The organism is Nonomuraea sp. NPDC049400 (assembly GCF_044466425.1).
GTDB lineage: Bacteria > Actinomycetota > Actinomycetes > Streptosporangiales > Streptosporangiaceae > Nonomuraea.
Window position 1 is genome coordinate 115,234 of the sequence record NZ_JBITMP010000025.1, and the last position, 24,767, is coordinate 140,000.

Annotated in this window: 28 protein-coding genes and 1 pseudogene; 18 read left to right on the plus strand and 11 right to left on the minus strand. The window is 69.5% G+C overall.

Annotation, left to right across the window (positions count from 1 at the left end):
* From ACIBVN_RS33885 to ACIBVN_RS33900, 4 genes are all read right to left on the minus strand, one after another.
* Positions 1-741 carry an ABC transporter permease gene (locus ACIBVN_RS33885; RefSeq protein WP_397143434.1) on the minus strand — a complete coding sequence of 247 codons (741 nt, stop codon included), beginning with the start codon at positions 739-741 and terminating at the stop codon, positions 1-3.
* Positions 738-1,628 carry an ABC transporter ATP-binding protein gene (locus tag ACIBVN_RS33890; RefSeq protein ID WP_397143436.1) on the minus strand — a complete coding sequence of 297 codons (891 nt, stop codon included), beginning with the start codon at positions 1,626-1,628 and terminating at the stop codon, positions 738-740. The genes ACIBVN_RS33885 and ACIBVN_RS33890 overlap by 4 nt, the downstream gene beginning before the upstream one ends.
* An 80-nt stretch (positions 1,629-1,708) precedes the next feature.
* Entirely contained in the window at positions 1,709-2,362 is a 654-nt protein-coding gene (locus ACIBVN_RS33895) for a response regulator (RefSeq protein ID WP_397143438.1), read from the minus strand.
* The gene (locus ACIBVN_RS33900; RefSeq protein WP_397143440.1) at positions 2,359-3,480 is read right to left on the minus strand and encodes a sensor histidine kinase; all 1,122 of its coding nucleotides are present in this window, start codon (positions 3,478-3,480) and stop codon (positions 2,359-2,361) included. Before ACIBVN_RS33900 ends, ACIBVN_RS33895 begins: the two co-directional genes overlap by 4 nt.
* Before the next feature lie 104 nt (positions 3,481-3,584).
* On the opposite strand from ACIBVN_RS33900, the gene ACIBVN_RS33905 reads away from it, so the two are divergent.
* The 9 genes from ACIBVN_RS33905 to ACIBVN_RS33945 all read left to right on the plus strand — a co-directional run bounded on the left by ACIBVN_RS33905 (position 3,585) and on the right by ACIBVN_RS33945 (position 10,756).
* Complete coding sequence (locus tag ACIBVN_RS33905) at positions 3,585-4,748, plus strand: acetoin utilization protein AcuC (protein WP_397143442.1); 1,164 nt, start codon at positions 3,585-3,587, stop codon at positions 4,746-4,748.
* Positions 4,749-4,761: 13 nt separating this feature from the next.
* Positions 4,762-5,544, plus strand: a complete 783-nt coding sequence (locus tag ACIBVN_RS33910; RefSeq protein WP_397143444.1) for a phosphatase — start codon at positions 4,762-4,764, stop codon at positions 5,542-5,544.
* Between the two features lie 312 nt (positions 5,545-5,856).
* Positions 5,857-6,060, plus strand: coding sequence for a helix-turn-helix domain-containing protein (locus ACIBVN_RS33915; protein ID WP_043629748.1), 204 nt, complete (start codon positions 5,857-5,859; stop codon positions 6,058-6,060).
* Between the two features lie 174 nt (positions 6,061-6,234).
* A complete protein-coding gene (locus ACIBVN_RS33920) occupies positions 6,235-6,333 on the plus strand; it encodes a 30S ribosomal protein bS22 (protein WP_018654693.1) in 99 nt (32 codons plus the stop codon).
* A 22-nt stretch (positions 6,334-6,355) separates the two neighbouring features.
* Positions 6,356-7,351: an NAD-dependent epimerase/dehydratase family protein gene (locus ACIBVN_RS33925; RefSeq protein ID WP_397143446.1), complete on the plus strand. Its 996-nt coding sequence runs from the start codon at positions 6,356-6,358 to the stop codon at positions 7,349-7,351.
* Entirely contained in the window at positions 7,348-8,244 is an 897-nt protein-coding gene (locus ACIBVN_RS33930) for a lysophospholipid acyltransferase family protein (RefSeq protein ID WP_397143448.1), read from the plus strand. Before ACIBVN_RS33925 ends, ACIBVN_RS33930 begins: the two co-directional genes overlap by 4 nt.
* A 65-nt stretch (positions 8,245-8,309) precedes the next feature.
* On the plus strand, positions 8,310-9,104 hold the full coding sequence (locus ACIBVN_RS33935; protein ID WP_397143450.1) for an SDR family NAD(P)-dependent oxidoreductase: 795 nt from the start codon (positions 8,310-8,312) through the stop codon (positions 9,102-9,104).
* 72 nt (positions 9,105-9,176) lie between these two features.
* A complete protein-coding gene (locus tag ACIBVN_RS33940; RefSeq protein WP_397143452.1) occupies positions 9,177-9,755 on the plus strand; it encodes an RNA polymerase sigma factor in 579 nt (192 codons plus the stop codon).
* Positions 9,756-9,757: 2 nt separating this feature from the next.
* The gene (locus tag ACIBVN_RS33945) at positions 9,758-10,756 is read left to right on the plus strand and encodes an LCP family protein (RefSeq protein WP_397143454.1); all 999 of its coding nucleotides are present in this window, start codon (positions 9,758-9,760) and stop codon (positions 10,754-10,756) included.
* Between the two features lie 10 nt (positions 10,757-10,766).
* On the opposite strand, the gene ACIBVN_RS33950 is transcribed toward ACIBVN_RS33945, so the two are convergent.
* The 3 genes from ACIBVN_RS33950 to ACIBVN_RS33960 are packed head-to-tail and all read right to left on the minus strand — an operon-like array spanning position 10,767 to position 12,979.
* Positions 10,767-11,639, minus strand: coding sequence for an HAD family hydrolase (locus ACIBVN_RS33950; RefSeq protein ID WP_397143456.1), 873 nt, complete (start codon positions 11,637-11,639; stop codon positions 10,767-10,769).
* 18 nt (positions 11,640-11,657) lie between these two features.
* The gene (locus tag ACIBVN_RS33955; RefSeq protein ID WP_397143458.1) at positions 11,658-12,281 is read right to left on the minus strand and encodes a DUF5667 domain-containing protein; all 624 of its coding nucleotides are present in this window, start codon (positions 12,279-12,281) and stop codon (positions 11,658-11,660) included.
* Between the two features lie 59 nt (positions 12,282-12,340).
* Positions 12,341-12,979: a sigma-70 family RNA polymerase sigma factor gene (locus tag ACIBVN_RS33960; protein ID WP_397143460.1), complete on the minus strand. Its 639-nt coding sequence runs from the start codon at positions 12,977-12,979 to the stop codon at positions 12,341-12,343.
* A gap of 178 nt (positions 12,980-13,157) precedes the next feature.
* Here ACIBVN_RS33960 and ACIBVN_RS33965 point away from each other — a divergent pair, with 178 nt between their 5' ends.
* Positions 13,158-14,636, plus strand: coding sequence for an antibiotic biosynthesis monooxygenase (locus ACIBVN_RS33965; protein WP_397143462.1), 1,479 nt, complete (start codon positions 13,158-13,160; stop codon positions 14,634-14,636).
* Here the strand turns inward: ACIBVN_RS33965 and ACIBVN_RS33970 are convergent.
* Positions 14,626-14,862, minus strand: coding sequence for a glutaredoxin family protein (locus ACIBVN_RS33970; RefSeq protein WP_349452587.1), 237 nt, complete (start codon positions 14,860-14,862; stop codon positions 14,626-14,628). The two genes, ACIBVN_RS33965 and ACIBVN_RS33970, sit on opposite strands and share 11 nt — an antisense overlap.
* A gap of 137 nt (positions 14,863-14,999) precedes the next feature.
* Between ACIBVN_RS33970 and ACIBVN_RS33975 the strand changes: the two genes are divergently transcribed.
* The 8 genes and pseudogenes from ACIBVN_RS33975 to ACIBVN_RS34010 all read left to right on the plus strand — a co-directional run bounded on the left by ACIBVN_RS33975 (position 15,000) and on the right by ACIBVN_RS34010 (position 22,391).
* Positions 15,000-15,677 carry a redox-sensing transcriptional repressor Rex gene (locus tag ACIBVN_RS33975; protein WP_357597216.1) on the plus strand — a complete coding sequence of 226 codons (678 nt, stop codon included), beginning with the start codon at positions 15,000-15,002 and terminating at the stop codon, positions 15,675-15,677.
* Entirely contained in the window at positions 15,674-16,930 is a 1,257-nt protein-coding gene (locus ACIBVN_RS33980) for a glutamyl-tRNA reductase (protein ID WP_397143464.1), read from the plus strand. The genes ACIBVN_RS33975 and ACIBVN_RS33980 overlap by 4 nt, the downstream gene beginning before the upstream one ends.
* Entirely contained in the window at positions 16,927-17,841 is a 915-nt protein-coding gene (gene hemC, locus ACIBVN_RS33985; protein WP_397143466.1) for a hydroxymethylbilane synthase, read from the plus strand. The genes ACIBVN_RS33980 and hemC overlap by 4 nt, the downstream gene beginning before the upstream one ends.
* Positions 17,838-19,382 (plus strand): uroporphyrinogen-III synthase, encoded by a 1,545-nt coding sequence (locus ACIBVN_RS33990; RefSeq protein WP_397143468.1) that lies wholly within the window; start codon positions 17,838-17,840, stop codon positions 19,380-19,382. The genes hemC and ACIBVN_RS33990 overlap by 4 nt, the downstream gene beginning before the upstream one ends.
* Positions 19,379-20,362 (plus strand): porphobilinogen synthase, encoded by a 984-nt coding sequence (gene hemB, locus ACIBVN_RS33995; protein ID WP_397143470.1) that lies wholly within the window; start codon positions 19,379-19,381, stop codon positions 20,360-20,362. The genes ACIBVN_RS33990 and hemB overlap by 4 nt, the downstream gene beginning before the upstream one ends.
* 133 nt (positions 20,363-20,495) lie before the next feature.
* Entirely contained in the window at positions 20,496-21,125 is a 630-nt protein-coding gene (locus ACIBVN_RS34000) for a bifunctional DNA primase/polymerase (RefSeq protein WP_397143472.1), read from the plus strand.
* Between the two features lie 457 nt (positions 21,126-21,582).
* Positions 21,583-21,873, plus strand: a pseudogene (locus tag ACIBVN_RS34005) (transposase); the annotation flags it as partial.
* Positions 21,874-21,932: 59 nt separating this feature from the next.
* Positions 21,933-22,391, plus strand: a complete 459-nt coding sequence (locus tag ACIBVN_RS34010; RefSeq protein ID WP_397143474.1) for a transposase — start codon at positions 21,933-21,935, stop codon at positions 22,389-22,391.
* A 77-nt stretch (positions 22,392-22,468) separates the two neighbouring features.
* Here the strand turns inward: ACIBVN_RS34010 and ACIBVN_RS34015 are convergent, their stop codons facing one another.
* From ACIBVN_RS34015 to ACIBVN_RS34025, 3 genes are read right to left on the minus strand one after another with little or no spacing between them, the layout of a single operon-like run.
* The gene (locus tag ACIBVN_RS34015; RefSeq protein WP_397143476.1) at positions 22,469-22,693 is read right to left on the minus strand and encodes a hypothetical protein; all 225 of its coding nucleotides are present in this window, start codon (positions 22,691-22,693) and stop codon (positions 22,469-22,471) included.
* A gap of 39 nt (positions 22,694-22,732) precedes the next feature.
* The gene (locus ACIBVN_RS34020) at positions 22,733-24,358 is read right to left on the minus strand and encodes a WXG100 family type VII secretion target (RefSeq protein WP_397143478.1); all 1,626 of its coding nucleotides are present in this window, start codon (positions 24,356-24,358) and stop codon (positions 22,733-22,735) included.
* On the minus strand, positions 24,355-24,690 hold the full coding sequence (locus tag ACIBVN_RS34025; RefSeq protein WP_397143480.1) for a YbaB/EbfC family nucleoid-associated protein: 336 nt from the start codon (positions 24,688-24,690) through the stop codon (positions 24,355-24,357). The genes ACIBVN_RS34020 and ACIBVN_RS34025 overlap by 4 nt, the downstream gene beginning before the upstream one ends.
* Between the last annotated feature and the right edge of the window lie 77 nt (positions 24,691-24,767).

Below are 24,767 nucleotides of genomic sequence, written 5' to 3' on the forward strand. Positions count from 1 at the left end.
TCAGGCGTCCCGCTTCTGCATGAGCACGGCGCCCGCGATCATGGCGAGGGCGACCCAGACGAGATAGACGCCGAACCCGCTCCACGGATCGAGCGAGTTCTCCCCTCTGTCCATCACGATCAGCGAGCCCGCGTTGGTGGTGAAGTAGTCGGACAGGGTCTTGCCCCACTGACCGGGCAGCGCGGTGGTCAGCTGGGGCAGCACCAGCATCAGCGCGATGGCTGAGACGATCGCGCCCGGCGTGTGCCGGATGAGCGTGCCGAGCCCGAGCCCGAACAGGCCGCACGCGGTCAGGTACAGGCCGCCCCCGGCCACCGCCTGCACCACCGCGCCCGTCTCGAGCGACGGCGGCTGCGTGATCACCAGGCTGACGAGGAGCGAGGCGGCGGACGCGACCGTGCAGACGACCAGGGACACCGCCGTGAACACTGTGATCTTGGCGGTCAGCAGGCTCATGCGCTTGGGCACGGCCATCAGTGATGTGCGGATGCCGCCGGTGCGGTACTCGCTGGAGATCACCAGGACGCCCAGCGTGGCCATGGACAACGAGGCGAACATGGTGCCGATCAGGCCCATCGCGATCGCGGACTCGGCCTGGACCGGCCCGTCGGCCGAGCCCTTGGCGGAGGCGCTGATGAGCGTGGCGATGCCCAGCATCAGCAGCGCGGTGACGCCCAGCGTCCACATGGTGGAGCGGACAGAGCGGATCTTGGTCCATTCGGACCTCAGGATGTCGATCATGACGAGAACTCCAGGCTGTCCTTGGTCAGCTCCATGTAGGCCGCTTCGAGCGACGGCTGCACGAACGTCAGCTCCTCCAGCGGGATCCCGGCGCGAGCGGTGAGCGTGCCGATCTCGAGCGTGCTCATCGCGGTGACGCGCAGGTGGTCGGGGTACAGCTCGCCCACCTTGACCAGCTCCGCCACCTCGGCCAGCCGGGGCGAGCGCACCCGTACGTACCCCTGCGAGCTGCGCCCGATGAACTCCTGCACGCTCGTGTCGGCGATGAGCCGCCCCTTGCCGATCACGATCAGGTGGTCGGCGGTCTGCGCCATCTCGCTCATCAGGTGGCTTGAGACGAACACCGTCCGGCCCTCCGCGGCCAGCTTGCGCATGAGCGTGCGGATCCACAGGATGCCGTCGGGGTCGAGCCCGTTGACGGGCTCGTCGAAGATCAGGATCTCGGGGTCCCCCAGCAGCGCGGCGGCGATGCCCAGCCGCTGCGACATGCCCAGCGAGAAGCCGCCGACCCGCCGCTTGCGCACCTCGCGCAGGCCCACGGTCTCCAGCACCTCACCCACGCGGCTCGCGGGGATGCCGTTGCTCTGCGCGATGGCCAGCAGGTGGTTGTACGCGCTGCGCCCGCCGTGCACGGCTTTGGCGTCCAGCAGCGCGCCGACCTTGCGCAGGGGATGCCGCAACTCCGCGTACGGCCGCCCGTCCACCAGAACGGAGCCGCCGGACGGCCGGTCGAGGCCGAGGATCATGCGCATGGTCGTGGATTTGCCGGCTCCGTTCGGGCCAAGGAAGCCGGTCACCTGACCGGGCTCGACGTCGAACGACAGGTCTGACACGGCGGCGGTGGCGCCGTAGCGTTTGCTCAGGTTCGTTGCGCGAATCGCGGTCATGAGCTCAGCGTGCCGCCGGCCGCGCCCGGTTTCTTCCTGCCCGGGGACCGTTTCCCGGGAGGTGATCTAGGAGCCTGGTCCTACTCTCCTGGGCGGATCAGCCCCGCCTCGTAGGCCACGATCACCGCCTGCGCCCGGTCCCTGGCGCCGATCTTGGCGAACAGGCTGGTCACGTGATTCTTGACGGTCGAGGGGGAGACGGACAGCTCCGCGGCGATCTCGGTGTTCGACCGGCCGCGGGCGATGAGCACGAGGATCTCCCGTTCGCGCTCGGTCAGCCCGCCCAGCTTGGTCGGCACGGGGCTCGTGCGGGTGGCCCGTACAAATGTGCCGATCAGCCGGCTCAGCAGGCGCGGCGCGACGGCGGACTCGCCCCGGTGCACCACGCGCACGCCCTCGATCAGCTCCTCCGGGGAGACGTCCTTGGGCAGGAACCCGCCGGCGCCCGCCCTGAGCGCCGCGACCACGTTCTCGTCCAGGTCGAATGTGCTCAGCGCGAGCACCCGCACCTCCGGCAGCTCCGCGGTGATCAGCTCGGTCGCCCGCACCCCGTCGAGGCCCGGCATGTGCAGGTCCATCAGCACCACGTCGGGCCGCAGCCGCCTGCTCAGCTCCACCGCCTCCACGCCGTCCCCGGCCTCGCCGACCACCCGGAGGTCCGGCTGCGCATCGAGCATCAGCTTGAATCCCTTGCGGACCAGCTCATGATCGTCCGCCAGTAACACCTTGATCACGTCGCCTCCAAGGGGATGCGGGCGTGCACGCGGAAACCGCCTTCAGGGCGTGGGCCGGTCGAGAGCTGGCCGCCGCATAACGCCACCCGCTCGGCCATGCCGCCCAGCCCGAACCCCGGCGCGCCGCCCTCTGCCGCCAGCCCGTCGTCCACCACCTCGACCTCCACGGCCGAGGGCTCGTACGTCAGCCGCACGCTCGCCCTGGCACTGACCGTGTGCTTGCGGGTGTTCGTGAGCGCCTCCTGCACGATCCGGTAGACGGCGTGGTCCACGGCTGCGGGCAGCTCGACGGGCTCTCCCGTCACGGTCAGGCTGGCCGGCAGCCCCGCCGACTTCGCCTCCTTGATCAGCGAGGGTAGCCGGTCCGCGCCCACCCCCGTCGCGGCGTCGGGTCCCTCGCTGCCGTCGGCCCTGAGCACGTCGAGCAGGCGGCGCATCTCGGACATGGCCTGGCGGGCGGTCTGCTCGGCGCTCTCCAGCGCGTCCCTGGTGACCTCCTGCCCGGGCGGCAGAGTGGCCCGCGCGCCGCCGACCAGGGCGTTGATGACGGTGATGTGGTGGGCGACCACGTCGTGCAGCTCCCTGGCGATGCGCCGCCGCTCGGCGCGCACGGCGGCGTCGGCGACCTCGCGCCTGCCGCGCTCGGCCAGCTCGGCCCTGAGCCGGACGATCAGTCCGACCCCAACAGGCGTGCCGACAGCGAACAGGGCCATCACCCAGCCACCCGTGAACGGCCTGACCACCTCCAGCGTCGTCGCGTACGCGGCGAACACCCCGGCCGTCGTGATCGCGGTCGCACGGCCCGCGGTGTAGCGGCCCACGCTGTAGAGAGCGATGGCCACGGCCGCGTTGACGGACTGCGCGATGCCCGTCGCGAGGCCGACGGCCTCGATCGCGGCCACCAGAGCGGCAGTCGTGATCGGCCGGCGGCGGCGCATGAGCAGGGCCGCCATGCCCGCCAGGTAGTGCACCGGCCCCAGGACCATGGCCGCCTCGCCCCGGGCGATCATGAAGGGCAGCGCTACCAGCGCGGGGAAGGAGAACACGACCACGAGCGTCGTGTCGAAGACCCTGGGACGTCTGAAGAAGCGCACGATCTTGAGGAAGGTTCGCCGCACGCTCAAGACACTAAGCCACGAAATTTGCGGATCACCGCCTACAACGACGCGTGTGCGCTGCGGTAACGTCGGCGCCAAGGCGAGGGCACGTGGAGGGGTTGGGGATGAGTCGGTCGGCACGGGTGATCTGGGACGACGCTCTCACCTCCTACAACTTCGGTCCGAGCCATCCGCTCGCCCCCGTGCGGGTGGAGCTGACGATGGCGCTCGCCCGCGCGCTCGGCGTGCTCGACAAGGTCGAGATGGCCGGCTGCGTGCCCGCGACCGACGCCGAGCTGTCCATGGTCCACGACGCGGGCTACATCGAGGCCGTCAAACTCGTCTCCGTCTCCGGGGCGCCCGACCTCGCCTGCGGGCTGGGCACGCCGGACAACCCCGCGTTCAAGGGCGTGCACGAGGCCTCCGCGCTGATCGCCGGCGCGTCGCTGGCCGCCGCCCGCTCGGTCTGGGAGGGCACGGCCGAGCACGCGGTCAACGTCGCAGGCGGCCTGCACCACGCGATGTCCGCCACGGCCAGCGGGTTCTGCGTCTACAACGATCCCGCGCTGGCCATCGCCTGGCTGCTGAGGCAGGGGGCGGGCCGCATCGCGTACGTGGACGTGGACGTCCACCACGGCGACGGCGTGCAGGCGGCCTTCTTCGACGACCCCAGGGTCCTGACGATCAGCCTGCACGAGAGCCCGCGCACGCTGTTCCCCGGCACCGGGTTCCCCGAGGAGACCGGCGCGGCGGGCACGGCCGTCAACGTCGCGCTCCCGGCGGGGACCGGCGACGCCGGGTGGCTGCGGGCCTTCCACGCGGTCGTGCCGCCGCTGCTGCACGAGTTCAGGCCGGAGATCCTGGTCACCCAGCACGGTTGTGACAGCCACGCGCTCGACCCGCTGGCCAACCTGATGCTCAGCGTCGACGGCCAGCGGGCCGCGTACGCCGCCCTGCACCGCCTGGCCCACGAGACGGCCGGCGGCCGGTGGATCGCCACCGGCGGCGGGGGCTACGAGCTGGTGCAGGTGGTGCCGCGGGCATGGACCCATCTCATCGCCGAGCTGGCGGGCCATCCGGTCGATCCCGACACCCCCACGAGCCAGAGCTGGCGGCAGTTCGTCAGGGAACGTACGGGCGAGACGCCGCCGCTGACGATGACAGATGGTCGCAATCCGGAATTTCGCGACCTATCCGGTGGTTATGACCCAGCGGACCCCATTGACCGTGCGATCATGGCGACCCGACATGCGGTCTTCCCCCTGCACGGCCTCGATCCAATGCCCTAACGAGGAAGAAGCTGTGCTGAGCCGCGACGAACTCCGAGAGCATCTTGTCCACACCCGAATAGCCGGCGACGTCGCGACTCCCCGAGAGAACAATCTCGACCACTACAGCTCGCTCGCCAACGGCGACCCGTACTACAGGCTGGGCCTGACCTTCGACCAGCCGTGGTCGTACCGCGACATCCTGGCGCTGATGGTCAAGTCGGCGGGCGTGGTCCCCGATCCCGACCACCGCTGGGGCCAGGACACCATCGACCCCGATCTGACGATCGACGCGCTCGACGACATGGCCGAGTCGATCGCCGCCGTGCTGTCGCGGGAGAACCCGCGCGTCCTGTTCGCCACCGGCCACCCGACGGGGCTGCTCGCCGTGCACCTGCCGCTGGCGCGCCTGTGCGCCGAGCGGGGTGCCGAACTGCTCACGCCGGGCGAGGGATGGACCTATTCCGGATCGAATTTCGGACGCCGGCGCAAGATCCGTTATCTGCAGGACGTCGCAATGCTCGACGACCGGGGCGCATTCGTGCACACCCACGACGCGGCCCCCATGCGCCACATGATCGAGCAGCTCGGCGGAGAGCTTCCCGACCTCGTGATCGCCGACCACGGCTGGGCGGGAGCGGCGGGAGAGGCGGGTGCGCACACCGTGGCGTTCGCCGACTGCAACGACCCCGGTCTGTTCCTCGGCGAGGCCGAGGGCAAGATTGACGTGGTCGTGCCGCTTGATGACAATGTGCTACCGCGCTTTTACGCTCCGCTGACGGAGCGGCTCGTCACTCAGGTCTCACGAGCCCTTTGAGTCGAATTCGGCCCTCCCGATACCGTCTTTTCGCGCCTGCATTCCAAGGGGCTCGCTGTCCCTTTGCCAACTTTTGATGGCGCTCCGGCGACTCTTATGTGTGGCAACTTGGACAGTTCCAACGTCCAAGTGAGGTGCTCGGCCCGGCTGCTGGCCAGCGATTTCGCTGGTTCGGCTGACAGGTGGCTCCGGCAACTGAGAAACTAGGGGGTTTGCGCACCCGGAGTCCCGACTTACGCTGACGGCAGTACACGTGCGTGAGCAATGGCACCAGTGGGGATAACCCGGAAACACGTGCGGAAGAGGCGTCCGATGGCTGCAGGCGAAAGACCTCTCAGCGAGGTGAAGTTCCTGACCGTGGCGGAAGTGGCGACGGTCATGAGGGTGTCCAAGATGACGGTGTACCGGCTCGTCCACTCCGGCGAGTTGCCGGCCATCCGTGTCGGCCGCTCGTTCAGGGTGCCTGAGCAGGCGGTACACGACTATCTACGGGAGGCCTACATCGAGGCAGGTTGAAGTAGCGACGTGACCAGTCATGTCGTGAATGCTGTCGAGGGGGGCCCGGCCGTCGAAACGACGCGACCGGGCTCTCACCCCCCGGTGGGGCGATCTACCGTCCATCGCCGGTAGTCTGTGAGCCGGTGTGCGCTCGCACTCCGTCAAGACCTGCTACCAGCACCTGGGGGTCCCGTGGGCTCTGTGATCAAGAAGCGCCGCAAGCGGATGGCTAAGAAGAAGCACCGCAAGCTGCTGAAGAAGACGCGCATCCAGCGGCGTAACAAGAAGTAACGTACGCAGCTGCGAGGCGCTGATGACCCACACCGTGCTTGTCACCGGGGTCTCGCGCCACATAGGCGCCCGGGTGGCGAGCGTTCTGTCTTCCGACCCGGACATCAGCCGCGTCATTGGAGTTGACACCGTGCCGCCCCCCTCGCTGACGCGGGACGGCGGCATCTCTCTCGGCCGGACTGAGTTCGTCCGGGTGGATCTGCGCAGCCCTGACATCGCTCAGGTGATCGCGGCTGCGGACATCGACACCGTTGTGCACATGAGCCTGGTCAGTGCTCCTTCGCGGAGCAGTGGCAGGGCAGCGATGAAAGAGCACAACGTCATCGGCACCATGCAGTTGCTTGGTGCCTGCCAGCGGTCGGCGACCGTGCGGCGCGTGGTGGTGCGCTCCACCACCGCCGTCTACGGCTCGTCGCCCCGGGATCCCGCGGTGTTCACCGAGGACCTGGAGCCGCAGGACGGCCCGACCCACGGCTACGCCAAGGACGCGGCCGAGGTCGAGGGCTACGTGCGGGGCTTCGCGCGGCGCCGCCCCGACGTGACGGTGTCGATGCTGCGTTTCGTCAACTTCATGGGGCCCGGCGTCGACTCACCGCTGACGCGTTACTTCACCCAACCGGTGCTGCCGACCGTGTTCGGCTTCGACCCCCGGCTGCAGTTCGTCCATGAGGACGACGCGGTCGAGGTGCTGCGCCGGATGGCGACCGAAGACCACCCCGGCACGTTCAACGTGGCCGGGGCAGGCGTGCTGCTGCTGTCGCAGTGCGCCAGGCGGGCGGGGCGGCTTTCGCTGCCGCTGTTCTCACCCGCCTTCAAAGTGCTGGGCAACACCGCACGCAGGATCGGGCTGGTCGAATACTCGCCCGAGCAGGTCAGGCTGCTGTGCCATGGCCGCGCGGTCGACACCTCCGCGCTGGAGGCTGCGCTCGGCTGGAAGCCCAAGTTCACGACAGGGGCGGCGTTCGACGACTTCCTGCGATCGCGCGGCCTCCACTCGTTCGGAGGTGTGCGGAATTGAGCGTTGCGCATGAGGACGCCCGCGTGATCCCGATCAGCGCGGCGCCGTCCTACGAGGAGCCCGACCGGGTGGCCAGGATGCTGGCCTTCCTTCGCCGGCGCGTCGAGGGCGACTACGAGGTCGACGAGTTCGGCTATGACGCCGAGCTGACCGACAAGGTGATCCTCGAGCTGATCAGGCCGCTCTACAACGACTGGTTCAGGGTCGAGACGGTCGGGCTGAAGAACATCTCCGACGAGGGCGGGGCGCTGGTCGTCGCCAACCACTCGGGCACGCTGCCGCTCGACGCGCTGATGCTGCAGGTGGCCATGCACGACGAGGCCGGCAGGCCGCTGCGGCTGCTCGGCGCCGACCTGGTCTACCAGCTCCCGGTGCTCAGCCACCTGGCCAGGAAGACCGGCCACACGCTGGCCTGCCGCGAGGACGCCGACCGGCTGCTGCGCAAGGGCGAGCTGGTCGGGGTGTTCCCCGAGGGGTTCAAGGGCGTGGGCAAGCCGTTCTCCGACCGCTACAAGCTGCAGCGGTTCGGCCGCGGCGGCTTCGTGGCCTCGGCGATCCGCGCCGGGGTGCCGATCGTGCCCATCGCGATCGTGGGGGCAGAGGAGATCTATCCCAAGATCGGCGATCTGAGGTCCCTGGCCAGGCTGCTCGGGCTGCCCTACCTGCCGATCACGCCGTTCTTCCCGCTGCTGGGGCCGCTCGGGCTGGTGCCGCTGCCGTCCAAGTGGATGATCGAGTTCGGCGAGCCGATCCGCACCGACGAGTACGAACCGTCGGCGGCCGACGACCCCATGCTGGTGTTCAACCTCACCGACCACGTACGCGAGGTCATCCAGCAGATGCTGAACGAGCTGCGGCTGCGCAGAGGGCACGCCTTCCCGCCCCTCCTGTGAAACCGGCGCGGGGCCTTCGGTGTTCAACGGGCGATTCGCTTGCCCCAACACCGAAAGGAATCCCCATGGATCTTCAGCTCTCCGGCCGCGTCGCCGTCGTCACCGGCGCGTCCAAGGGCATCGGACTGGCCGTCGCGCGCACCCTGGCCGAGGAGGGTGCGCACGTCGTGGCCGTCTCGCGGACCCGTACGGACGAATGGCCCGACAAGGTCGTGCACGCCGCCGCCGACCTGATGGACCCCGAGGCGCCCGCGCGGGTCGTGGCCCGGGCCGTGGAGGAGTTCGGCGGGGTGGACATCCTGGTCAACAACGCCGGCGGTCCGCCGCCCGGGGTGACGCTGCCGCGGGTGGGTTTCATGACCCCCGGCGACGACGACTGGCGCGCGATGTTCGAGTTCAACCTCTTCTCCGCGGTACGCATGATCCGCGCCGCCGTGCCCCTCATGCTCGAGCGGGGCGGCGGCTCGATCGTCAACGTCTCCTCCACCATGGGCAGGCAGCCCGGCGCCATGAACGTCGACTACGGGGCCGCGAAGGCGGCCCTGAGCCATGTCGGCAAGGCCGTCTCCGAGGAGTACGGCTCCCAGGGCGTCAGGGTCAACACGGTGACGCCCAGCGCGGTGCTCACCGACTGGTGGACCAAGGAGGGCGGCGCGGCCGAGGTCATGGCGGGCATGGTGGGCGCCGACAAGGAGAGCGTGATCTCCGAGGTCGCCCCTGCCATGATGAAGCTCGCCACCGGGCGGCTCATCCACCCGCAGGAGATCGCCGACGCGGTCGCCCTGCTCGTGTCGCCCCGCTCGGGCAGCACGACCGGCGCCGAGTTCGTGATCGACGGAGGCCAGCTCAAGGAGCTCTGACGCCTCCCGCGTGAACCCTGGCGGCGGGTTACGGCAAGACATCCGTGACCGATCCCCCACAGAAGGGCGGAGATGATCACGCAACCCGCCACCAGGGGTGCGGACGCGGAGCTCGTGAGCGCCTCGTGGACCGAACCCGAGGCGTTCGCGGAGCTCTTCGACCGCTACTCCGCCATGCTCTACAGATACGTCTCCAAACGGCTCGGCCCCGAGCCCGCCGAGGACCTCGTCGGAGAGACGTTCCTGATCGCGTTCTCGCGCAGGACGAGCTACGACCTGGCGTACCCGGACGCCCGGCCGTGGCTCTTCGGCATTCTCACCAAGCTCATCTCCCGGCACCACCGCAAGGAGGCCGCCCGCTACCGTGCCCTCCTGCGTGCCCCTGTCGACTCCGACGTCGAGTCGCCCGCCGACCGGGTGGCCGCCGGAGTCACCGCCCAGGCGGTGCGGGCGGAGCTGGCCGGCGCCCTCGCGGCGCTGCCCGCCAAGGACCGCGACGTGCTGCTGCTGATCGCCTGGGGCGATCTCACGTATGAGGAGGTCGGGCGGGCGCTCGGCATCCCCGTCGGAACCGTGCGCTCCCGCCTCAACAGGGGCAGGCGGAAGGTACGGGCCGCGCTCGGCGACACCAACCCCATGGAGGAGGAGTGACGATGGACGACCTGAAGCTGCTCCGGGACCTCGGAGGGGAGCTGGGGAACGAGCCTCCCGCGACGCTCGTCCGCCAGCGCGAGCGCCTGCTGCGTGCCCGTCCGCGGCGCCGGTGGACGGGCTGGTGGACGGCCGGCCTCGTGGCCGTCGCCACGGCCGCCGCGGTCGCCGTGCCCACCGTCCTGATCGCCGACCGCCACACGGCCGCGCCGCCCGCCGGGTCCCAGACCGTGGACATGAGCGGCGCGCGGAACGTGCTGGTGCTCGGCTCGGACCTCCGGGAGGGGACCGGGCCGGCAGGGCGCAGTACGGGCACCGTGGTGGCCAGGCGCTCCGACACCATCATGATCGTCCACATTCCCGCCGATCGCAGCCGGGCGACGGTGGTCAGCGTTCCGCGCGACTCCATGGTCGCGATCCCGCGCTGTGGCTCGTCGCCGGCCAGGACCGACATGATCAACTCGGCGTACAGCACCGGCGGGGCCGACTGCGTCAAGCGGACCCTGGAGTCCCTGACCGGGCTGCGGATCCAGCACTCGGTGGAGGTGGACTTCGCCGGCTTCAAGGGCATGGTCGACGCGCTCGGGGGCGTGGAGGTCACGCTGCCCACGGCGGTGGACGACAAGGCGTCGAAGCTCAAGCTGTCCGCAGGCAAGCACCTGCTCAACGGGGAGAACGCGCTCGGGTACGTGCGGCTGCGGCGTTACGGCGACGGGTCGGACATCGAGCGGATGAAGCGGCAGCAGGCCGTCGTGCTGTCGATGCTGAAGAAGGCCCGGTCGGGGTTGTCGTCGCCCGACCGGCTCAAGTCCTTCCTGGGTGCAGTACGCAAGTCCGTCAAGACCGACTTGAGCCTGGAGTCCATGAACGAGCTGGCCACCGAGCTGTCCCGGACCAAGCTGTCCTTGCTGACGGTGCCGACCCTGCCGCACCCGGAGGACAAGATCCGGCTGCAGTGGCAGCAACCGCAGGCCGACCAGCTGTTCGAACGCCTCCGCTGACGACCTGGGGTCACACCTGGCCGCGATAGTGGCGGCGCAGGGCGATGCCGGCCGCGACGCCCCCCGCGACCGCGCCCACGCCGGCGGCGATGGGCAGGGCCGTGAGGGTGGCCTTGCGGCCGGTGCGGAAGTCCTTGATCGGCCAGTCGTGCTTCCTCGCGTGCTCGCGCAGCTCGCTGTCCGGGTTGATGGCCACCGCCTCCCCCACCAGCGAGAGCATGGGCAGGTCGTTGGCCGAGTCGCTGTAGGCCGCGCAGCGGGTCAGGTCGAGTCCCTCCCGGCGGGCCAGCGCGCGCACCGCCTCGGCCTTGGCCGGCCCGTGCAGCAGGTCGCCCACGAGCCGGCCCGTGTAGATCCCGTCGTGGGTCTCCGCGACCGTCCCGAGCGCGCCCGTCAGGCCGAGCCGCTGCGCGATGACCCGGGCCAGCTCCACGGGCGTGGCGGTCACGAGCCAGACGCGCTGGCCCGCGTCCAGGTGGCTCTGGGCGAGCGCTCTGGTGCCGCCCCAGATGCGGTCGGCCATGACCTCGTCGTAGATCTCCTCGCCGAGGCGTACGACGTCGTCGACCTTGGCCCCCGCGACGAACGCCAGCGCCATCTCCCTGGCCACCGCGATGTGCTCAGGATTCTCGTTGCCCCGCAGCCTGAACACCGCCTGCCCGACGGCGAACTTCAGCAGGTCGGACGTCGTGAACATGCCACGCGTGGCCAGCCCCCTGGCGAAGTGGTAGATCGAGGCCCCGCGCATCATCGTGTTGTCGACGTCGAAGAAGGCCGCCGCCTGGAGGTCCGGCTCGACAGGGGCGACCGTGACCGCCGCCCGCGCCGCGGCCTCGCCGGCGGCCTCTGGCTCCACCTGGTGTCGTCGAAATAGCCGCCACATGGGCCTCAGCTTACTTACCTACTCAGGGGCGGCCAGACCCTCGATGTAGTCAAGGTATCCCTCCGCTTGGGCCAGCTGAGAGTCGTCGAGCTCCTTGACCATGGGCCCGACCACCTTCTTCTGGTCCTGCGCGAAAGTCTTGATCTTCGACGAGCGCGGCTCCGCCCGTTCGAGGCGGCTGATGCCCGAGCGCGTGGACGCCTCCATGTCCTTCAGCGTCTTGCTGACGAGCGGGCCGTCCTCGGACGAGCCGAGCAGGCTGGCGACCTCCCTGGCCCGGGTCTTGGCCAGGTCGAGCTCGCGCTCGCCACGTTCGGCGTCGTCGCTGCTGAGACGTACGAGCGTGCTCTCCGCGGCGCGCTTGAGCGGGTAGAGGGAGTCTCCCGGCACCGACTCGTACGTGGCGAACGCGGAGACCATCATGGCCGCCGCCAGCCCTACCGCGGCCAGCTGCGACAGCAGCGGGCGGCGGCGACGCGTGCGCTCGGCGGTCTTCGGCTCCTCGGCGGGGAGCACGCCCGAGACGAGCTGCGCCCGCAGGCGCTCGCGGAAGGCGGGCTCGGGGGCGCCCCCGAGAGGCAGGCTGCGCAGCTCCGTGAGGTGCTCGAGCACGCGCTCCCGCCGAATGCGCGCCCTACCCATGACAGCTCCCTGACGGATCCGGTAGTGACATCTGCTTAACGAGGTGCGGATGGGGGAGGTTACGCCAGGTCGTGCTTGAGTGCCCTGGCCAGCGCCCGAACGGCACGGAACTGCAGCGCTTTGATCGCTCCACTCTTCTTCCCCATGATCAGCGCGGTTTCCGCGAGCGAGAGACCGTGCAGGAAGCGCAGCACCACGCATTCCTGCTGTTCGGGATTGAGATCTCGGACGGCACGCAGCACGCGGTCGTTGATGATGGCGTTGACCACGGCGTTCTCGGGAATGTGCGAGCCGTCGAGCGGGACGTCGATGATCTCGCCCGTCGGGATCTCCAGCCGGTAGCGACCCGACTTGAAGTGGTCGGTGACCAGGTTTCTCGCGATGGTCACGAGCCACGCGCCGAAGTCGCGCCCCTGCCACGTGAAGTCGCCGATCCTGCGCAACGCCCGCAGGAAGGTCTCGCTGGTGAGGTCCTCGGCTAATTGGTGCGATCCCACCCGGAAATAGATGTAGCGGTAGACGAGGTCCACGTAGCGGTCGTAGAGCGTGCCAAAAGAATCCGTGCATCCGCTCTTGGCTTCCAGCACCAGCGTACGGATGTCGTCTGGCACTTCTTCGCGCACGGCGGGCTCGCCCGTCCGGGCAGGCGCAGCGATCGCTGGCGCAAGCAGCCCGGCGAACGGCGACGAGTCAGGCATCCGGTATCCCTAGGGGTAAGGGGTGCGGCGTGCTCGAACACTCTAGAAATCAACCGGAAATTCCACAATCCACAGCTTGCTGGCATGACTAGGCGTAATCGCCGGATACGGTGTCATCCGACCCCTTCCCTCTTCGGCTACCGGCTTGGAGGCATAGTCCGGCAGCATTGGAGTCACCATGGAGATCCTCGTTGCTGTCATAGCTTTCGCCGGTGCGCTCATGGCCGCGGTCGCCGCCGGCGCCCTGATCCAACGGCTTCGCGACGAGTCCGAGGGGTGGTTGATCGCCTGGACCGTTTCAGTCGCGTCGCTGTGCCTTTCACTGGGTGTGATCGGCATCGGATACATCTTCGGGTTCGGCGAGGTGACGTTCCGCCTCTACCAGGTGACGGGATCGCTGCTGGTGCCGCTCTGGCTGGCGGTCGGCCTGATCCAGCTGCTGGTGGAGCAGGTGCCGCCGAGGTTCCTGTCGTGGTTGTTCGGCATCGCGCTGACCGTCGTCGCCGGCACGATCATGATCTTCGACCCGCTCAAGGCCGAGGTGGCGGGCAAGACGCTGCCCGCGGGGTCCAACTTCTGGGGGATCTTCCCGAGCTACCTGCTGATCGGCGTGCACTCCGTCGCCGTGCTGGTCATGCTGGCCATGCTCGTGGTCGCCGGGCTCAAGTGGCGCCAGGGCGACGAGTACGACACCGACAACCTGCACGCGGCCGCGGTCATCGTCCCCTCGGGGCTGGCGCTCGTGGGCGCGATGAGGTTCACGGTGGCCCCGCTGTTCACCACCGCGCTGCTCGTCGTCGCCGGGGCGGCCGTCTGGTACACCGTGCTGCGGCCCCTGGCGCCGTACGAGGACGACGACGAGGACGACTTCGGCCCTGACCGCGACCAGGGCTCCCCGCGCCGGGACGAGCGCTCTCAGCGCCGCGACGAGCGTGCGCAGCATCGCGAGGAGCGGCCCATGCCCCGCGAGCAAGGACCCGCGCAGCCTCAGCCGGTCCCCAGGGGCATGCCGGAGCCCGTGCCCGGCGGTCCTGGCGGTCCCGGCGGTCCCGGCCTGCCGCCCTCGCCGCCGCGCAGGTCGTCGGGGCTCGGCGATCTGGTGGCCGAATACCGCGCGGGCGACCAGGAGGTCGACTACGCCGCGCGCATGGCGCCGCCGCCCGACTCAGGACCCGCGACCGGCTACATCATGAACGGCGGGTCGCCCGCAGGACCGGCGCAGGCCCAGCGCCCCGACTACGCCATGCCGGCGACGGGGGCGGTCTATCCGGGCGCCGAGATGTTCTCGCCCGCGCAGCAGCAGCAGCAGCCGGGCTCCGGCAAGCCGTCACCGAACATCTACGGCCTGCTCACCGTCTTCACGCTCATGGACGGCGCCGGGGAGGCGTTCGACCGGCTGGCCGAGGCGACCGTCGAGGCCGTGCGCCGCGGCGAGCCCGACACCCTGGTGTACGCCTGCCACGCGGTGAAGTCGGCGCCACTGCAGCGCATCGTCTACGAGCTCTACCGCGACGAGGTCGCCTACCGCGATCACCAGCGCCAGCCGCACGTCGAGAGATTCATCAACGAGCGGCAGTCGATGGTGCTGGCCACCAACGTCATCGAGCTCAACGTCAACGCCGCGAAGGTGGTGCCGCTGCCGACGGCTATGTACTGAGGGCCTTCCTCAGCCGGGCCTCGTCCACCCGCCAGAAGTCGTGCTGCACGCCGTCGATCAGCGTGACCGGGATCATCTCCCAGTACTTCTCCTGGAGCTCCTCGGAGGACTCGATGCTGACCTCCTCCCAGGGCACGCCGAGCTCGCCCGCCACCCTGGCGATGACCTCACGCGCGTCCTCACAGAGGTGACAGCCGGGCTTGCCGAGCAAGGTGATGCGATGCATACCGCACAAGGTACCCCTGCATACGCCCATAGCACCCCTACGACTTTGTGCATCGGTTCACAAAGGGATTAACCTGAAAGACGGTTCGATTCCGTTCACGCGGCCCCCACGCCGCCCGTCCCCTGGAGCTCCGGCACGTGAAGAGCCCGTCCCAATCCCGTGACCGCGGCATCCCCGAGGCGACGGTCGCCAGGCTTCCGTTGTACCTCCGGGCGCTGCACGGGATGGCCGAGCGGGGCATCGCGACCGTCAGCTCCGAGGACCTCGCCGTGGCGGCGGGGGTCAATTCCGCTAAATTGCGCAAAGACCTGTCACACCTGGGCTCATACGGCACCCGGGGCGTAGGGTATGACGTCGAGTACCTCGTCTACCAGATCTCCCGTGAGCTCGGCCTGACGCAAGACTGGGCGGTCGCGATCGTCGGAGTCGGTAACCTCGGCCGCGCGCTGGCCAACTACGGCGGTTTCGTCTCCCGAGGCTTCCGGGTCGCGGCGCTCGTGGACGCCGACCCCGAAGTCGTGGGCGACACCATCGCGGGGTTGAATGTTGAACACATCGACGAACTGGAAGCCGTCATCAAGCGGCGTGGAGTCTCGATCGTGGTTCTGGCGACACCGGCGGCAGCGGCGCAGGAAGTGTGCGATCGCGTGATTTCCGTGGGCGTGACCAGCATCCTAAACTTCGCCCCGGTAGTGCTTTCTGTGCCGGAAAGCGTCGATGTCCGTAAGGTCGACCTATCTATCGAACTGCAGATTCTCGCGTTCCACGAGCAACGCAAGGCTGGGGGGCCACTCATGGCGATGGACAGTCAATGAGTGTTCTGGCTATCGGACTCAGCCACCGGACAGCTCCGGTGGCCCTGCTGGAGCGCGTCTCGGTGTCGGGCGACGCGCTCGCCAAGCTGCTGCACGACGTGCAGCAGGATTCCTGCGTCGCGGAGGCCATGGTGGTCTCGACCTGCAACAGGGTCGAGGTCTACGTCACGGTCGACCGCTTCCACGCCGCCGTCACCGCTGTGACAGGCCTGCTGGGCGTCCACTCGGGCGTGCCGGTCGAGGAGCTGACGCCGCACCTCTACGTGCACTACGAGGAGCAGGCCGTCGAGCACCTGTTCTCGGTGGTGTGCGGGCTCGACTCCATGGTCGTGGGCGAGGGCCAGATCCTCGGCCAGGTCCGCCAGGCGCTCAAGCTGGCGCAGCGCCACGGCACCGTCGGCGCCACCCTCAACGAGCTGGTCCAGCAGGCGCTGCGGGTCGGCAAGCGGGCGCACCACGAGACCGGCATCGACCAGGCCGGCGCCTCCCTCGTCTCCGCCGGGCTGGCCCTGGCGGGCGACCTGGCCGGCCGGCGGGCGCTGGTGGTCGGCGCGGGCTCCATGAGCTCGCTGGCCGCCGCCACGCTGGCGCGCGCCGGCGTCACCGACATCGTGGTCGCCAACCGTACGTTCGAGCGCGGCGCCCGGCTCGCCGAGTCGGTCGGCGGCAGGGCCGTGGCCTTCTCCGCCGTGGCCGACGAGCTCCCCGGCGCCGACATCGTCATCACCTGCACCGGCGCGGGCCGCCACATCATCACCCCCGGCATGCTGAACGGGCCCACCTTCCTCCTGGACCTGGCGCTGCCCCACGACATCGACCCGGCCGTGCGCGCCGTGCCCGGCGTCACGCTGGTGGACCTGGAAACGATCAAGGAGTCGGGCATCGGCGCCCGCGAGGGCGACTCCGTGGCCTCCGTGCGCGGGCTCGTCGCCGACGAGCTGCGGGCCTACCTCGACGCCGAGCGGGCCGCCAAGGTCACCCCGACCGTGGTGGCGCTGCGCAGCAAGGCGGCGAACGTGGTCGAGTCGGAGCTCGGGCGACTCCTCATGCGCGTGCCTGACCTGGACGAGCGGGCGCGGGACGAGGTCGCCATGACTGTGCAGCGAGTCGTCGACAAACTGCTTCACGAGCCCACTGTGCGTGTCAAGCAGCTCGCCACCTGCCCAGGAGGCGATCATTATGCGGAAGCGCTGCGTGAGCTGTTCAATCTCGATCCCAAGATGCCCGAGGCCGTGAGGGAGGTGGAGCTGTGACGTCGGGGGCTCTGCGGCTGGGGACCCGCCGCAGTCTGCTGGCGACCACGCAGTCGCAGATGGTGGCCGACGCCTACATCCAGCGCACCGGGCGCGCGGTCGAACTGGTCGGCGTGACAACGTTCGGCGACGTCACCAAGGCCCACCTCGCGCAGCTCGGCGGGACGGGCGTGTTCGTCACCGCGCTGCGCGACAAGCTCATCGAGAACGAGATCGACTTCGCCGTCCACTCGCTGAAGGACCTGCCGACCACGCAGGACCCACGCTTCACGCTGGCCGCCATCCCCACCCGCCACGACCACCGTGACGCGCTGGTCGGCCCGCACAAGTTCGCCGACCTGGCGCCGGGGGCGAGGGTGGGCACCGGCTCGCCGCGCAGGATCGCCATGCTGAGCGCGCTCCGCCCCGACCTGGAGTACGTCCCGATCCGCGGCAACGCCGACACCCGTATCGGCAAGGTAACCTCAGGTGAGCTCGACGCGGTCGTGCTGGCCTCGGCCGGCCTGACCAGGATCGGTCGCGAGGCCGACATCGCGCAGATCTTCGAGGTGGAGGAGCTGCTGCCCGCTCCCGGTCAGGGCGCGCTGGCCGTGGAGTGCAGGTCCGACAGGACCGACCTCATCGAGTTCCTGAGTGTGCTTGACGACCCGCGCACGCGCTCCGCGGTGACCGCCGAGCGAGCCGTGCTGTCGGCTCTCGAGGCTGGTTGCGCAGCTCCGGTGGGTGCTTTCGCGGCCGATGACGGGCACACTCTGAACCTGACCGCCGTGGTCGTCTCCATCGACGGCCGCGAGGCGGTCCGCAAGTCCGCCGCCGGTTCTCCTTCGGAGGCTGTAAACCTAGGCCGCCGCCTGGCGGCCGAGATGATCGCCGAAGGAGCCGACAGATTGATGGGGGAGCATTCCCGTTGAGCTCCGATAGTCCGACCTCCGGTTTCGTCGCATTCGTGGGCGCGGGACCCGGCGATCCCAACCTGCTCACGCTCCGTGCCGCCGAGCTGCTCTCCAAGGCCGACGCCGTGGTGCTCGGCGACGAAACGCACCGCCCGCTGCTGCGCCACTGCCGCGAAGGCGTCGAGGTCGTCGAGGACGACCTGGTCAAGCGCGCCAAGCACGGGCAGCTCGTGGTCCGCCTGTGCGAGGGCGACCCGATGCTGTTCTCCTCGATCACCGAGGAGGTCGCGGCCTGCGCCGCGGCGGAGGTGGACTTCGAGATCGTGCCCGGCGTGCCGCCCGCGACCGCCGTGCTCACGTACGCGGGCATCCCCGCGGCGACCGCCGTGCCCGAGTTCCGCGTCGTGGACGCCGCGCAGGAGCAGGACTGGCCCGCCCACGCCGCCTGCCGCGGCACGCTGGTGATCTACAACGGCATCTCCGACGCCGTGGCCATCGGCAAGGCGCTCATCGCGGGCGGCAAGCCCGACAGCACGCCCGTCGCGGTCAGCAGCGGCGGCACCACCACCGAGCAGTACACCGTGGTGTCCTCGCTCAGCCGGCTCCAGGCCGACCTCAAGCACGCCGGGTTCACCGAGCCGGCGCTCATCGTGGTCGGCGAGGCCGTGGGGCTGCGTGACAAGTTGTCGTGGTTCGAGACCAAGCCGCTGTTCGGGTGGCGGGTGCTGGTGCCCCGTACCAAGGAGCAGTCCCGCAGCCTGTCCGAGCAGCTCATCGCGTACGGCGCGGTGCCCGAGGAGGTGCCGACCATCTCGGTCGAGCCGCCCCGCACGCCGCAGCAGATGGACCGCGCCATCAAGGGGCTCGTCACCGGCCGCTACGAGTGGGTGGCCTTCACCAGCGCCAACGCGGTCAAGGCGGTGCGCGAGAAGTTCGAGGAGTACGGGCTCGACGCGCGGGCCTTCGCCGGGCTCAAGGTGGCGGCCGTGGGCGACGCGACCGCGCGCGCCCTGGTCGAATTCGGGGTCAAGCCCGACCTGCTGCCGTCGGGGGAGCAGTCCTCCGAAGGGCTGGTGGCCGAGTGGCCGCCCTATGACTCGATGCTCGACCCGATCAACCGCGTGCTGCTGCCACGGGCCGACATCTCCACGGACACGCTGGTGGCCGGGCTCACCGAGCTGGGCTGGGAGTGCGACGACGTCACCGCGTACCGCACCGTGCGGGCCGCGCCGCCGCCCGCGCCCATCCGCGAGGCGATCAAGGGCGGCGGCTTCGACGCCGTGCTCTTCACGTCCTCGTCCACCGTGCGCAACCTGGTGGGCATCGCCGGCAAACCGCACAACGTGACAGTGATCGCGGTCATCGGGCCGCAGACCGCGAAGACGGCCGAGGAGTTCGGGCTCCGCGTGGACGTCATGGCCGACAAGCCGTCCGCGTCCGCCCTGGCGGCGGCGGTGGCCGAGTACGGAGCCAAGCAGCGCCAGGCGGCACTGGCGGCGGGCGACACTCCGCGCAAGCCCTCGCAGAACCGCCGGGGCGCCAGGAGGAGAGGCAAATGAGCGCTGAATACCCCATCGCGCGGCCGCGGCGGCTGCGGCGCAGCCCCGCCCTGCGGCGGATGGTGGCGGGCACCAGGCTGCACGCCGCCGATCTGATCCTGCCCCTGTTCGTCAAGGAAGGCCTCACCGAGCCGCAGCCCGTGGCCTCGATGCCGGGCGTCGTCCAGCACACCCGCGACTCGCTGCGCAAGGCCGCGCGTGAGGCGGCGGAGGCGGGCGTGGGCGGGCTCATCCTGTTCGGCATCCCCGCGGTGAAGGACGCGCGCGGCTCGGCCGCCGACGATCCCGACGGGATCCTGCAGGTGTCGCTGCGCGACGTGAACGCCGAGGTCGGCGACGCGATCGTGGTCATGGCCGACACGTGCCTCGACGAGTTCACCGACCACGGGCACTGCGGGATCCTCACCCCGTCCGGCGACGTCGACAACGACGCCACGCTGGAGCGCTACGCCTCGATCGCGGTGGCCCAGGCCGCCGCCGGGGCGCACATGGTGGCGCCGAGCGGGATGATGGACGGCCAGGTCGGGGCGATCCGGTCGGCTCTGGACGGGGCCGGCTACGGCAACGTCCCGATCTTGGCCTATTCGGTGAAATACGCGTCCGCCTTCTTCGGGCCCTTCCGCGACGCCGCCGAGTGCGCGCCGCAGTTCGGCGACCGCAGCAGCCACCAGCAGGACCCCGCGGGGCCGCTGAACGAGGCGCTGCGCGAGGTCCGGCTCGACCTCGCCGAGGGCGCCGACGCCGTCATGGTCAAGCCGGCGCTGGCCTACCTCGACGTCATCACCCGCGTCCGCGACGAAGTGGACGTGCCGGTGGCGGCCTACCAGGTGAGCGGCGAGTACGCCATGGTCGAGGCGGCCGCGGCCAACGGCTGGGTCGACCGGGATCGGACGATCATGGAGTCGCTGGTCGCGATCAAGCGCGCCGGGGCCGATCTGATCCTCACGTACTGGGCAACGGAAGTGGCACGAGGTCTCTAACCTTGGGGTTTCCCGTCGACTCGTGAGGCGTGTGCGTTAGAGTGCGATAACAAGTGCTGGTGTGTCCCGCGTGGTGCGTACTCCTGCCCCGGAGCCGGGATCTCCTCAGGCGCTGGACTCGACGGGAGACACCATGGTGGGGGTACCACTGGCTCGGCGTACCAGAAAACGGTCGCGGCCGACACGCATCGGCGCCGTGCTCGAATACGCCGCCATGGGCTGGCCCGTCGTGCCGGGCGCCTACCCGCTGCGCCACGGCGCGCGCGCCTGTTCCTGTGACCGCCTCGGCTGTCCCGACCCGGGCGCCCATCCGCTGTCGCCTGCCTGGCACATGCAGGCCACGACGGACAGCGCGCAGCTGGCGCGCTGGTGGCGGGCCGAGCCCGAGGCCAATGTGATTCTGCCCACCGGACGCGTGTTCGACGTCTTCGACGTACCGCTCGCCCTCGGCCTGTCGGCTCTCACCAGGATCGACAACGCCGGAGCGGGCCCCGGCCCGGTCGCCGCCAACGGCGACCGGGTCTTGTTTTACGTGGCCACCCGCGGCAATCCCGAGGACGAGGACGAGTGGTGGTCGTGTCACCTCGACTGCGACCCGGGAACGATCGAGGACACGCCGGGGCTGCGGTGGCACTGCCGCGACAGCTACGTGCTCGCGCCGCCGTCGACCTTGCCCACCGGCCAGCCCGTCTCCTGGCTCCGCCCCCCGAACGGCCGGCCGCTGCCCGACCCGCTCCGCATCCTGGAGTGGCTGGCCGACTGACGGCCCTTCGGCCCGCCTTTCGCGGCTCCGGCGCTGACGCCGCCGCTCGTCCCGCCCTCGCGGGTCTCGTCCTGCCTTTGTGGCTCCGGTGCGCTGACACCGCCTGCCCTTGCGGGGTCCGGTGCGCTGACATCGCCGACCGCGTGGCCTTGCCCCGGCTCCTGCCGCCCGGCGCCATCGTTCCTATACCGGCGCCAGCGCCCGGCTGGGCGCCGTTGATGAGCGCCGGGCTCCGGTACTGCGTCTCGCCGTTGCGGCGCTTTGGGGTTCGGGGCGGGCGGGGGCGTTAGAGCCTGCTGACAAAGGATTTGGTCGAGGTCGGGACTAGGGATGCCCGGGTCGAGGCCCTCGTTGAGCGATACGCCTGCGGACAGGAGCGGGCTCCTCGTAGCTGAGGTGTTGTCTACGCATCTCGGCGGCCAGGAGCCCGTGGTTGTCTGTTTACACGCCCGCGTCCGTGAGCGCCAGTGATTGCGCCTCACCGGGGTGCCGATGTCATGGTCGCAAGCCGTCGTATCCGTCGGATCTGAGCGATGCCGAGTGGGCGGTGCTGGAAGGCGAGGCACGGGCGGTGATGGCCGAGTTGGTCGTGCTCACGGGCAGGCCGATGGTGCACGACCTGCGCGCGGTGCTGGACGCGATCAACTATGTGACCAGGTACGGGGTCGAGTGGCGTGCCCTGCCGGTGGACTTACCGCCGCATGAGGCGGTGTATGCCTTCTTTCTGCGCTGGTCCCGGCATGGTCTGCCCGAACGGCTCGCCGGGCGGCTGCGCGGCCGCCTGCGCATCATGGCCGGCGCAGCGAGTTGCCGACAGCCGGGCGCATCGACTCCCAGACGGTCAAGGCGGCCGAGAGCGTCGGGGCCGCGGTCTGCGGTTTTGACGGGGGTAAGAAGATCAAGGGGCAGAAGCGGTATATCGCGGTCGACACGCTCGGGCTGCTGCTGTGCGTGATCGTCACCGCCGCGTCGGTCCAAGACCGTGACGGCGCTGGCGGGTGGTGGTGTCGTAATCAGCGCGGGCCTGGTCCGCGGCGGTTCTGGCACGGAGGTATGGCCGGGTTTCGCGCTGTGGGTGTTCGCGCTACTGGAGCACGTGAACTACTTTCACCTGCAGCTCATGCACGACAACCGGGCCGATCTGTCCCGCTTGGCGCGCACCCGCCGCCTTCACCGCTCTCATCTCGCTCGCGACCTCGCCCGTTCCCCTGCCAGTTCGCGTCAGAAAGTATCGGCGGGGGTCTCGTGACGTGTCGAGGCCCTTAAGCCTTTGTCAGCAGGCTCTTAGACGCGCCTTCGTGTCTGGGTCTCTTGTGACATCGCCTACGAACGGGTCAAACCCTCTACGCCACCCAGCAGCAGCCGACCAGGCCCACCTCCGCGAGAAACTCGGCCGGCCCGGCACGGCGCCTGGGCAACGGCCCGTTCGCCTGGCCCCTCGTGATCGCCGCCGCCTGTCTGGCTGCCGCCATCACCCTGCTGGCCGTAGCCGCCCGCTCGGCGGTGGTGCCCTCCCACACCGTCCTGGGAGCCACCTGGACCGTAGTGGCCGCCTGGTTCGCCACCACACGCGATCTCTTCCGGCATCACCCCCAAGGGGTGGAGTTTCACATCTTCAGTTTGGCGGCGATGTCCCCGGTCGGGGGAACCTCGCCGGCTCGGTGGTCGTACTGCCAGGAGCGCACGAACGGTAGCGCGTAGACCGCGGTGGAGGCGAGGGGAGACAGGTAGTTCTTTTTCGCGTTGGTCTGGCCGTCGCGGTTCGTATATGAGTACATCTGAATACCGATCCTCAGTTTCCCGTCCGGATACAGCTCGCCGCGCTTGTCGGCCCGGTAGCCCACGAAGCCGAACGAAAAGAGCGTGTTGGTCAACGCGAGCTCCCTTGCCTGCCTTCGGAAGCTGGCGGCGTAGTGACGCCAGGTGAGCTGCACCCCGTCCGCCACCCCGGCGTCCTGCCGGACAATTCCCAGGGAGTACCTTGCGCCGTAGGGGTACTGAATGTTCTTCTGGCCCCAGGACGAGCCCTGCAGCCTGGTGAACGCCCGCCGCTTGCTGTCGACGAGCGCGGCGATGGCCCGCCTCATCAGCACGGCCAGTCGCCTGAAGAGCGCCGTCGCGTTGTCGATCATCGCTCCCACTCGGGAGGCGGAGTGGGCCGAGGCCGCGCTGATCTCCCTGGCGGCGACCACCATGGATTGGCCGCCGGTCGGACCTGCCAGCATCGAGGCGTAAAACCAGTTCCTGACCGCCCAGGTGATGAGGCCGTTGATCGTCTCCCGGATGATGCCTTCGACGGTGCCGATGATCGCGGATGCTAGCTGGAGCTTCGCGGCGATCTTGTTGGCCAGATCGCCGGTCTCCGCGATCCCCTCGTGGAACGCCGTGAGTCGCGCCCGCGCCGCCTCGCTTGCGGCGCCTTGCCACTCGCCTTCCTTGAAGGCGGCGTCGAGCGCCTGTTCGAAGCCTCGGGCAAGGTCGCGAAGGCTCGTGGCCATGCTGTCGAAGTTGTATGCGGCCTGCCCGGTGGCGATCGGGTCTCCAGTGACCCAGTCCACTGCCCACTTCACCCAGTACATGGCGTTGATCAGGAACTTGGCGCCATTGTTCAGGAGGTACCCGAGCGGATCGGCTCTGATCGTCGACGGCCCGGTTCGCAGGCCGAAGTAGGTGCTGATGGCGCTCTGCGTCAACAGGGCGATGTCGGAGCCGAGGTTGAACCGGTCGTCGCTGATGGCATCGCCGTAGGTACGCACGCCGTGCAGGGCAGTCATGCCGAGCTGTCCCAAGGGATAGGGCAGGGCCTCGATGATGCCGTTGAGCAGGCGGTGGTCCCGGTAGAAGCGGGAGGCGGGGTTGAGCTCGCGGATGGCCTCCGGCTCGATCTCCTTCCTGGCTGCGGCCGCGGCCAGGACTCTCAGCAGGGCCTCATCGTCCTCGGCATAGTTGATCGAAGTGTTGCGCAGGCGTTCGCCCACGTCATCGAGAGACTTTCTCATGGTGTCCAACAACCCCGAGAACTCTGTCATCAGGGCCGTGCAGTCACCGCGCAACTCGATCTCGCCGAGCATGCCCCACGGGTGAAAGCGGAACAGCTCGGCATTGGCCTGGTCGGCGAGTTTCCGGATCCCGTCCACCCGGTCAGTCAGCGAGCCCACCCCTTGAGAGGCATGAGCGACCCTCTCCGCCCGCACCTCGAATCCGGTCGCGGCCTCACCCGGCCACTGGCTCATCGGGTGGGGCGCCGGTTGACGTCCGCGAACGGCGCATCCGCGAACGGCGCCATGATCTCACGCATCCGGCCAGCCGTCTGATCGGCGGCGGAGTTCGCTGCCTCCATGATCGCCGCTGCCAGCGCGTGGGAGCCGAGCCGCAGCGCCCGCGGGTCGAGACGCAGATCGAGCAGCCGGCCATCGGCCCCCACGCGCACAGTCACCAGACCCTTGGCGCCCTCGCCCCGGCCGTCGACCTCCGCCAGCTTGGCCTGAACGTCGTCTAACTCCCGGTTGACCTTGGCCAGCTCGGCATCGATGTCGATTCCCGCGTCCCACGCCTGGTCTTCCACGCACTCTCCGTCCAGCAAAGTAGTGATCAAGGTATACGGCTCAACAATAGCCCTCCGACTTGCTCGTAAACCCACCT